Genomic DNA, 9,612 nt, shown 5'->3' on the forward strand with positions numbered 1-9,612 from the left:
CACCAAATGGCTGCGCGAGCGGGAGTTTCAGTAAAAACCCCGGTATGCGCTAGTCGAACATGCGCCAACAGCTATAAAAATAGTAGCAACAGCACAGCCCCCCCTTGGAACCCACACACCCGAAAGACCAGGCCATGAACACGCCAGAACAATCGCAACTCGGCAAGGCATCGGCCTATATCGACCAGTACGACGCCTCGCTGCTGTTCCCCATCCCGCGCGCGGGCAAGCGTGCGGAGATCGGCATCACCGGCGCGGCGCCCTTCTTCGGGGCTGATCTGTGGACGGCGTTCGAGCTGTCATGGCTCAACCAGCGGGGCAAGCCGCAGGTGGCGCTGGCGCACATCACCGTGCCCTGCGAGACGCCCAACATCGTCGAGAGCAAGTCGTTCAAGCTGTACCTCAACAGCTTCAACAACACCCGCTTTGCCGACGCTGCCGAAGTGCAGGCACGCATCCGCGCCGACATCAGCGAAGCCGTGTGGCGTGGCGCCGAACACCCCGCCACCGTGGGCGTGAAGCTCATCGCACCAGAGCTGTTCGACCAGGAGCCCGTGCACGAGCTGGACGGCCTGAGCCTGGACCGGCTGGACGTGGAATGCACGCGCTACCAGCCTGCGCCCGACCTGCTGACGGCCACATTCAACGAAGCGCCCGTGAGCGAGACCCTCACCAGCAACCTGCTCAAAAGCAACTGTCTGGTGACCGGACAGCCCGACTGGGGCAGCGTGCAGATCAGCTACAGCGGCCCGCAGATCAACCAGGAAGGGCTGCTGCAATACCTGGTGAGCTTTCGCAACCACAACGAGTTTCATGAGCAGTGTGTGGAACGCATCTTCATGGACGTGTGGACCCGCTGCAAACCCATCAAGCTCACGGTGTACGCGCGCTACACGCGCCGCGGCGGGCTGGACATCAACCCCCTGCGCACCAGCCACCCGCAAGCCCTGCCGCGCAATGTGCGCACGGCCCGGCAGTAGGCCTGCCCCCCGTCAACCGACAGCATCCGTCAGTTCCGCGCATCAATCCAGTCGCACCGCAGGGTGTGGCGCAAGTGCGCGCGGGTGCGCCAGGCGACATACAGGCTGGGGACAAAAATGCCGATCAGGCAGACCGGCGCGGCGCAGGGCTCGCCAAAAGCGCAGATGGGAAACCAGCCCACCCAGCCCAGCATCCAGACCGTCAGCACCAGGTCCCACAGGTGGTATTCGAGCGGGTGGTCGGCCTTGTGCGCCACATGCCACTGCTTGATGCGCTGCAGCTCGTCGAGGGTCATGGTGATCTCCCGGACAACGGGAAAATCACTGTAAGTTACGAGTAAGAATTCGTCAAGGTGCGAGTGTCACTTGGCGGCTCATTGCAGCGCCGTTCACCCCAGCCGGAACACATCCACCGAGCGGCCCAGCGACACCGCGCTCTCCTTGAGCCCCTGGGCTGCAGCGGCCGACTCCTCCACCAGCGCGGCGTTCTGCTGCGTCACGGTATCGAGCTGGGTCACTGCCTCGTTCACCTGGGCAATGCCCTGCGACTGCTCCTTGGTGGCGCTGCTGATCTGCTGGACCAGCGTGCTCACGCGCTCCACGGCGTGCACGACGCCCTCGATGGTGGTGCCCGCATGGTCCATCTGCTGCGCGCCGCTGGCGATCTGGTTCACCGTGACGCCGATCAGGCCGCTGATCTCCTTGGCCGAGCTGGCACTGCGTTGCGCCAGTGCCCGCACCTCGCCAGCCACCACCGCAAAGCCCCTGCCCTGCTCGCCCGCACGGGCCGCCTCCACGGCGGCGTTGAGCGCCAGCAGGTTGGTCTGAAAGGCAATGCCCTCGATCACGCCCACGATCTCGCTGATCTTGGTGGACGACAGCTTCATCTGCTGCATGGCGGCGCCCACCTCCTGCACCGCCTGGCCACCGCGCGTAGCAATGTCGCTGCTCTGTGCGCTCTCGTGCGACACCTTGGCTGCTGTCTCCGACGTCTGCAGCACCGTGCTGGCCAGTTGCTCCATCGCAGCGGCGGTTTCTTCCAGGCTGCTCGCCTGCGACTCGGTACGGGCGGACAGGTCCATCCCGCCGCGCGCGATTTCATCGGCCGATTCGATGAAGTTGCGCACCTCGGTGCGCACGTCGCCCACCACGGCGCGCAGGTTGACCTGGGTCTGCTGCAGGCGCTGCATCAGCGCACCCAGGGGCTGGGGGTAGTCGGTGCCCACCGACGTGGCGAGGTTGCAGGCCGAGATGTCGGACGCGAAGCGGGTGGCATCGTGCACGCCCTGCAGCACGGTGGCCTGAAAGCGCCACAGCGTCCACCCCGCCCCCAGCAACAGCAGCGCCAGGCGGGCCACCCAGGCGGTGGTGCCTTGCAGACCCATCACATCGGGCAACAAGGCCAGCAGCACCGTCACCAGCAGCAGGATCGCCATGCGGGGCAGCAACGCCATCTGCGCCAGGCGCTGCTGCCAGCCACGCACTCCGCGGTAGCGCACGTTGCCCGAGTCCAGGTAGAGGCTGCTTGCGCCCGAGGCCGCCTCGCTGCGCATCTGGGCATACAGGGCTTCTGCAGCAGAAATTTCTGCCGCGCTGGGCTTGGTGCGCACCGACATGTAGGCACGTGGCTTGCCGCCTTCCATGATGGGGGTGACATTGGCGCGCACCCAATAGTGGTCGCCGTTCTTGCGGCGGTTCTTGACCAGGCCCGTCCAGGGCTCCCCCCGGCCAATGGTGCGCCACATGTCCTTGTAGGCCTCGGCGGGCATGTCGGGGTGGCGGATGATGTTGTGGGGCTGGCCGATGAGCTCGTCGTAACTGAAGCCGCTGACGCGCACAAACGCCGGATTGCAGTGGGTGATCTCGCCCTTGGTGTTGGTGCTGGACACCAGCAGCTCATCACCGGGGTAGTCAAAATTCTGCTGGGTTACGGGAAGGTTGATGCGCACTCGAAGCTCCTGAAGGGCCTGCGGCAGGGGCAGGCAGCGCGGCTTTTGGTGGGGTGTTGTTGTAACCGCTTGATACGAATCAAGTCTAACTGCTCATTCCCCCGCTTGGCCCCAAAAGGTGCCTCCCCACGCCCCTCAATGCGCAAACACTTTGAACCTGTTCAGAGCCTTTTTGGAATCCGCTGCGTTAAAAAAGCTGCCCGGTTTCCATGGCCACTTCCGCCTGCGGCCCGCGCCGACGCCCATCGGCAGCCACAGTGGCACGCGGCTCCAGCGCTGGCTCCTCTCCCCGCCGCGCCAGCGTGCTGGCCCGCACGCCCAGCAGCCGCAGGCGCTTGTCCAACGGCACGCGCTTGAGGCATTGCCCGGCCAGCTGCCGGATGGTGGCTCCGTCGGCCGTGTAGCTGTTGGCGGTGTGGTCACGCGTCGCGATCTTGAAGTCGTCGTAGCGCAGCTTGATGCCGATGGTGCGCGCCACATAGCCCTTGCGCTGCAGGTCATCGGCCAGGCGCAAACACAGGTCAGTGAAGATCGCGCCCAGTTCGGCCCGGTCGCGCACCGCATGCAGGTCGCGGTCGAAGGTGGTCTCACGGCTCATGCTCACCGGCTCGCTCTCAGTCACCACCGGGCTGTCGTCGCGGCCCCAGGCCACACGGTGCATCCACGCCCCGGTGGACTTGCCAAAGTGGCCCATCAGCCATTGCTCATCCTGCGCAGCAAGCTGCCCGATGCTCTCAATGCCCAGCCGCGCCAGCTTCTCGCCCGCCTTGGGACCGATGCCATTGATCTTGCGCACGTTCAGGGGCCAGATCTTGCTCTGCAGGTCTTCCTCGTAAACGATGGAGATGCCGTTGGGCTTGTTGAACTCGCTGGCCATCTTGGCCAGCAGCCGGTTGGGCGCCACGCCAATGGAACAGGTCAGCCCGGTCCTGTCAAAGATGCTTTTCTGGATGAGCCTCGCCAGCACCCGCCCGCCTTCGCGCTGGCCGCCGGGCACGTCGGTGAAGTCGATGTAGACCTCGTCCACCCCCCGGTCCTGCATCACCGGTGCGATCTCGGTGATGGTACTTTTGAACAGGCGCGAGAACCGCCGCACCTCCTCAAAATCCACCGGCAACACAATGGCCTGCGGGCACAGCTTGGCCGCCTTCATCATGCCCATGGCCGAGCCCACGCCGAACTGCCGTGCGGGGTAGGTGGCAGTAGTAATGACCCCCCGGCCCACGTAGTCCTTGAGCAGCGGAAAATCTTCCACCGGGATGAAGCGCCGCTCGCGCTCCTCTGTGCCGTCTGGCCCGCGCAGCAGCAGCTCGTCCACCTTGCGCCGCCCCCCGCCGATCACCACAGGCAAGCCCTTGAGCTGCGGATAGCGAAGCAGCTCGACGGACGCGAAGAACGCGTCCATGTCCAGGTGCGCGATACGGCGCAGCTTGCCGGTAGGGGCAGCCTGCGCAGGAGGTGGGGTTTCAGAAGAATCGGGCTCGGTGGCGGTCACACCCGGTATTGTGCGGGGCGGCGCCCTCCTACCGCAGGCGGATGATTAGCGATTGCGCCGCGCGCCGCGCTCCCCGGCTCCGATGGCCCCCAGCATCAGCACCACACCCCCCAGCTGCCAACCGCCCAAGGTGTGCTGAAAGTACACCCAGTCCACCACGATAGCGACCGTCGGATAGGCGAACTGCAGCACCGCCACCCGGGCCGTCGCCAGGCGGGCCATGCCCGCGTACATCAAGGTATACGCCAAGCCGGTGTGGATCAGCCCCAGCCCAGCCAGCCATGCCCAGGAGACACCCCAGGCAGGCCAACCGTGTCCCACGGGGGCCACCCACAGCACGGACGCACCCAGCGCACATTGCCACCACGCCAGGGTCCCCAGCGGCAGCACCCCCAAGCGCTTGGCGACCACGGTGACGGTGGCGGTGCACAGCGCACCTATCAGGCACAGGCCCACGCCCACCCAGTAGCCTGGCGTGTGGCTACCGCCCGATGGAGCCAACCCCTCGGCCACGCCCGTGGCCAGCACCAGCCCCACCATGGCGACCAGCACCGACACCACGCGCTGCCGGGGCACGGACTCTTTCAACCACCAAGCCCCCAGCAGCAACACCCACAGCGGTTGCACATGGAACAGCACCACCGCCACCCCGGTGGGCACCTGCTGGATTGCGGTGAAAAACAGCCACCAGCTCGCCAACATGAGCCCGCTGAGCAGCAACACCCACGGCAAAGCAGCCCAGCCCACCCAGAGCCCCCGCCACAGTCCCACCCAAGACTGGTTGCGCCAGGCCATCCACAACGTGAGCCCCATGAGGGCAAACGCGCACCGGAACCAGGTCACTGTCAACGGCGCCGCCTGCGCCTCGTTCACAAACACACCGATGGTGCCCAGCAGCGCGTTGCCCAGCACGAATGCGACCCAGCCATCCAGCCGGCGGGCATCCGGCAGCATGTGGGCAACGGCCACAGGTGAAGCGGACGCTGGAACCACGGGTTCGGATGTACCTGAAACGGTAGGGGAAGACTGCTGCATACCCGCAGTGTGGCTGCCAGTCCATGCCATCCAAAGCGCATAATTTGAGCACTAATAATTCGATTATCGAATACATCATCACTAGGGCAATCCATGAGCTACCGCGATTTGCAATTCGACTGGCTTCAGTGCCTGGTGGCTGTGGTGGATGCAGGCTCGCTCTCCGGCGCGGCGGCCGAGGTGCACCGATCCCAGTCGGCGGTCAGCATGCAACTCAAAAAGCTCGAAGACGCCGTCGGCCACCGCCTGCTGGAGCGCGATGCCCGCAAGCAGCACCTCACGCCCGAGGGTGAAACCCTGCTGGGCTATGCGCGCCGCATTCTGGAACTGCATGCGGAAGCACATGACGCACTGAACGGCGACGCCCTCACAGGCCGGGTGCGGCTGGGGGTGCCGGATGACTACGCAGCGCGCTACCTCACGCCCGTACTCAAGCGCTTTGCACCCCGTCACAGTGCGGTGGAGATTGAGCTGGACTGCGAGCAGTCCACCGCACTCATCCCGCGCGTGGCCAATGGTGGCCTGGACCTGGCCCTGATCTCGCGCGACCACGCACGCCGGGGCACGCTGCTGTTCCATGAGCCCATGGTGTGGGTGGGGTCGGCGCAGTTCGAGTTGTGGAGGCGTGACCCGCTGCCGATTGCGGTGTACGAATCGGCCAGCCTGGCGCGGCGCGGCGCCATCCACGCGCTGGCGCAGCAGGGGCGCCGCTACAAGGTGGTCTATCACAGCTCCAGCCTGGCCGGGCAAATTGCAGCGGTAGAAAGCGGTCTGGCCGTGGCCGCCCTCACCCACTGCAGCGTGCCACCGCAGCTGCAGGTGCTCGGCACGGAACAGGGACTGGGGCCTCTGGCGCCCATGGAGGTAGCGGTGTACCGCAGCCGCGCATCGCGCGGCTCCAAGGCGGTGGACAGCCTGCAGAACCTGCTGGTGCAGACCCTGAGGCAATCAGGCGGCGCCCGCGTGACCGGCTGAACGCCTAGCGCCTACTTACGAAACGGGAGCCTACTTCTTGGAGAGTGCAGCGCTGCGGATGCCCTGCAGCGTGCCCGTGGGCGTGATCGCCTCGGGGTCGATCAGGCAGTGCAGCACGCTGGGCAGGCCGCTGGCACGGGCGCGCGCCAAAGCGGGGGCAAAGTCTTCCGTCCGCTCCACCCGCTCGCCGTGGCCCCCAAAGGCCTGGGCGTAGGCCTTGAAGTCGGGGTTCTTGAGCTGCGTGGCGCTGATGCGGCCGGGGTATTCGCGCTCCTGGTGCATGCGAATGGTGCCGTACATGGCGTTGTCCAGCAGCACCACGATGATGGGGAGGCCATATTGCACGGCCGTCGCAAACTCCTGGCCGTGCATCAAAAAGTCGCCATCGCCCGCAAAGATCACCACTTCGCGCTGCGGCCACAGGCGCTTGCCACCCACACCCGCAGGCAGACCGTAGCCCATCGACCCGCTGGTGGGCGCCAGCTGGCTGGCGTAGGTGGTGAAGGGCCAGAAACGATGGATCCAGGTGGCAAAGTTGCCAGCGCCGTTGCAGAAGATGGTGTCGGCAGGCAGCACGTCTTTGAGGTGCTGCATCACCTGGCCCATTTGCAGGCTGCCAGGGATGCGGATGGGCGCCGGATCGCTCCAGGCCAAGTACTCGGCATGGGCAGCTTCAGCGTGCGCCTTCCAGGGCACGGCCGCCGTGGGTCGCACAGAATTCAACGCAGAAGCGAAAGCCTGGGGCGTGGCGTGGATGGCCTGGGTGGGGCGATACAGCTTGCCCAGTTCATCCGCATCGGCATGCACATGCACCAGGGGCTGCACGGGGGTGGGAATGTCGAACAGCTCGTAGCCCTGCGAGGGCACTTCTGACAGCCGCCCACCCACCACCAGCACCAGGTCCGACGCCTTGATGCGCGCCAGCAGCTTGGGGTTGACGCCCAGACCCAGGTCACCGCCGTAGCAGGCATGTGTGGCCGGGAACAGCATCTGGCGGCGGAACGAGCAGTACACCGGGATGGACCACGCTTCGGCAAACGCGGTGAACTCGCGCACCGCCTGCTCAAACCAGCGGCTGCCGCCCAGGATGGCCACGGGATTTTTGGCGGCTTGCAGGCGCTGGGCCAGCTCGGCCATCTGCGCAGTGCCAGGGTGGGTCTCCGTCACCTGGTAGGGCAACGCGTCGGCCACCGTGGCGGCTTCGGTCAGCATGTCTTCGGGCAGCGCCACCACCACGGGGCCGGGGCGGCCGGATGTGGCAATGTGGAAGGCGCGCGAGATCAGCTCGGGCACACGCGCCGGGTCGTCGATCTGCACCACCCACTTGGCCATGGTGCCGAACACCGCGCTGTAGTCCAACTCCTGGAACGCCTCGCGCCCCATGGCCCCGCGCGCCACCTGGCCCACGAACAGGATCATCGGCGTCGAGTCCTGGTGGGCAATGTGCACACCGGCCGAGGCATTGGTGGCGCCGGGCCCGCGCGTCACAAAACAAATGCCGGGCTGGCCGGTGAGCTTGCCCTGCGCCTCGGCCATCATGGCCGCCCCGCCCTCCTGGCGGCACACGGTCACGCCGATGTCGGCATCGTGCAGCGCATCGAGCACAGCCAGGTAGCTTTCGCCGGGCACACAAAAGAGCTGCTTCACACCATGGGTGATGAGCTGCTGCACCAGGATCTGGCCGCCGGTGCGGGGGGTAAGGGAGGTCGTGTTCATATCAACGGTATCGGATCAGAAATTCAGAACAGGGCTTGGCAGGCGCGTTGGATGCGTGCGCAGGCCTCTTGCAAATCGGCGGTAGATGCTGCGTACGAGATGTGAAAGTATGGCGCCAGCCCCAGCACCCCGCCAGGCACCACGGCCACATGGTGCTCGCGCAGCAGGTAGGCGCAGAAGTCGGCATCGGTGCGCAGCAGCATGCCGCCCGGCGTGGTGCGGCCCAGCACACCTTCGCAGCTGGCAAAGGTGTAGAACGCGCCCTCAGGCACGCGGCAGCGCAGGCCGGGGGAGGCGTTGAGCGCGGCCACGACCAGGTCACGCCGGTCCTGGAACGCTTGGCAGCGCTCGCGTACCACGTCTTGCGGCCCAGTCAGCGCCGCCACGGCCGCCGCCTGGCTGATGGACGAGGGGCAGGACGTGGCCTGGCTCTGCACTACCGCCATGGCTGCAATCAGTGCCTTGGGGCCTGCGCCGTAGCCCAGGCGCCAGCCCGTCATGGCATAGGCCTTGGAGACACCGTTCACCGTCAGCGTGCGACCGCGCAGCGAGGGCAGCACAGCGGCGGGCGTGGCAAAAGCCCGGCCGTCGTACAGGATGTGTTCGTAGATATCGTCCGCCAGCAGCCACACCTGCGGGTGGCGCTCCACCACTTCCAGCACGGGCAGCAGCTGCTCGGCACTGTAGGCGGCCCCGCTGGGGTTGGAGGGCGAGTTGATGAACACCCAGCGCGTGCGCGGCGTGATAGCGGCCTCCAACTGCTCGGGCGTGATGCGAAAGCCATTGGCCTCGGCGCAGGGCACCACCACCGGCACACCACCCGCAATCAACACCATGTCGGCATACGACGTCCAGTACGGCGCGGGCAGAATGACCTCGTCGCCAGGGTTCACCGAGGCCATCAGCGCGTTGTAGAGGATCTGCTTGGCACCCGCGCCTGCGGTGATTTCATTGAGCTGAAAGTCCAGCCCGTTGTCGTGCTTGAACTTGTGCTGAATGGCGGCCTTTAGTTCGGCCGTGCCATCCAGCACCGTGTAGTGCGTCTCCCCCCGCGCCATGGCCTGCTGCGCGGCCTCCAGGATGTGCGCGGGCGTGTCGAAGTCGGGCTCGCCCAGGCCCAGCACGATCACGGGCTGGCCCTGGCGCTTGAGCTGGTTGGCCTCTTGCGTCAGGCGCACGATTTCCGAGACACCAATGGCCGCTAGGCGGTCGGCCGCGCGGAAGGCCGTGGCGGGGATGGGAGCGTTCATTGCTGGTAGGTCTCCAGGGGCTTGTCGTTGGGGGTGGCAAACAGCTGGCGCAGCGTGGTGCCCAGCGGCAGGTTCAGGCTCATGTTCTTGGGCGGAATGGGGTTCACAAACCACTTGGTGTAGATCTTTTCCATCTCGCCGCTTTGCATCAGCTTGGTCAGCACACCGTCCACCGCCGCCTTGAACGTGGGGTCGTCCTTGCGGAACAGCAG

Annotated in this window: 9 protein-coding genes; 2 read left to right on the forward strand and 7 right to left on the reverse strand. The window is 66.0% G+C overall.

All coding sequences use genetic code 11. The annotated features are described in order from the left end of the window. The first annotated feature begins 134 nt into the window (after positions 1–134). Positions 135–980, forward strand: a complete 846-nt coding sequence (gene queF / locus ISS20_RS21040; protein ID WP_291439244.1) for an NADPH-dependent 7-cyano-7-deazaguanine reductase QueF — start codon at positions 135–137, stop codon at positions 978–980. Between the two features lie 29 nt (positions 981–1,009). Here the strand turns inward: queF and ISS20_RS21045 are convergent, their stop codons facing one another. The 4 genes from ISS20_RS21045 to ISS20_RS21060 form a co-directional block, all read right to left on the reverse strand. After that, positions 1,010–1,276 carry a hypothetical protein gene (locus ISS20_RS21045; protein WP_056061307.1) on the reverse strand — a complete coding sequence of 89 codons (267 nt, stop codon included), beginning with the start codon at positions 1,274–1,276 and terminating at the stop codon, positions 1,010–1,012. A 93-nt stretch (positions 1,277–1,369) separates the two neighbouring features. Next, positions 1,370–2,929 (reverse strand): PAS domain-containing methyl-accepting chemotaxis protein, encoded by a 1,560-nt coding sequence (locus ISS20_RS21050; RefSeq protein WP_291439248.1) that lies wholly within the window; start codon positions 2,927–2,929, stop codon positions 1,370–1,372. A gap of 187 nt (positions 2,930–3,116) precedes the next feature. Continuing rightward, complete coding sequence (locus tag ISS20_RS21055; RefSeq protein WP_291439260.1) at positions 3,117–4,334, reverse strand: DNA polymerase IV; 1,218 nt, start codon at positions 4,332–4,334, stop codon at positions 3,117–3,119. Positions 4,335–4,469: 135 nt separating this feature from the next. Then, complete coding sequence (locus tag ISS20_RS21060; RefSeq protein ID WP_291439250.1) at positions 4,470–5,417, reverse strand: DMT family transporter; 948 nt, start codon at positions 5,415–5,417, stop codon at positions 4,470–4,472. A 135-nt stretch (positions 5,418–5,552) separates the two neighbouring features. Between ISS20_RS21060 and ISS20_RS21065 the strand changes: the two genes are divergently transcribed. Beyond that, a complete protein-coding gene (locus ISS20_RS21065) occupies positions 5,553–6,434 on the forward strand; it encodes a LysR substrate-binding domain-containing protein (protein ID WP_291439251.1) in 882 nt (293 codons plus the stop codon). A gap of 30 nt (positions 6,435–6,464) precedes the next feature. Here ISS20_RS21065 and ISS20_RS21070 read toward each other — a convergent pair whose 3' ends face one another. The 3 genes from ISS20_RS21070 to ISS20_RS21080 form a co-directional block, all read right to left on the reverse strand. Beyond that, positions 6,465–8,150: a thiamine pyrophosphate-binding protein gene (locus ISS20_RS21070; protein WP_291439254.1), complete on the reverse strand. Its 1,686-nt coding sequence runs from the start codon at positions 8,148–8,150 to the stop codon at positions 6,465–6,467. Positions 8,151–8,173: 23 nt separating this feature from the next. Next, positions 8,174–9,400 (reverse strand): pyridoxal phosphate-dependent aminotransferase, encoded by a 1,227-nt coding sequence (locus tag ISS20_RS21075; RefSeq protein ID WP_291439256.1) that lies wholly within the window; start codon positions 9,398–9,400, stop codon positions 8,174–8,176. Continuing rightward, positions 9,397–9,612, reverse strand: a 216-nt coding sequence (locus ISS20_RS21080) for a transporter substrate-binding domain-containing protein (RefSeq protein ID WP_291439258.1), incomplete at its 5' end; no start/stop codon positions are given. The genes ISS20_RS21075 and ISS20_RS21080, both read right to left, overlap by 4 nt.

It is taken from the genome of Acidovorax sp. (assembly GCF_016783915.1).
Lineage (GTDB): Bacteria > Pseudomonadota > Gammaproteobacteria > Burkholderiales > Burkholderiaceae_C > Acidovorax.

Bases quoted from the DNA above. Each gene is read 5' to 3' on its own strand.
- ISS20_RS21070 (WP_291439254.1), bottom strand. From the start codon at position 8,150: ATGAACACGACCTCCCTTACCCCCCGCACCGGCGGCCAGATCCTGGTG.
- ISS20_RS21065 (WP_291439251.1), top strand. From the start codon at position 5,553: ATGAGCTACCGCGATTTGCAATTCGACTGGCTTCAGTGCCTGGTGGCT.
- queF (WP_291439244.1), top strand. From the start codon at position 135: ATGAACACGCCAGAACAATCGCAACTCGGCAAGGCATCGGCCTATATC.
- ISS20_RS21075 (WP_291439256.1), bottom strand. From the start codon at position 9,400: ATGAACGCTCCCATCCCCGCCACGGCCTTCCGCGCGGCCGACCGCCTA.
- ISS20_RS21045 (WP_056061307.1), bottom strand. From the start codon at position 1,276: ATGACCCTCGACGAGCTGCAGCGCATCAAGCAGTGGCATGTGGCGCAC.
- ISS20_RS21055 (WP_291439260.1), bottom strand. From the start codon at position 4,334: ATGGACGCGTTCTTCGCGTCCGTCGAGCTGCTTCGCTATCCGCAGCTC.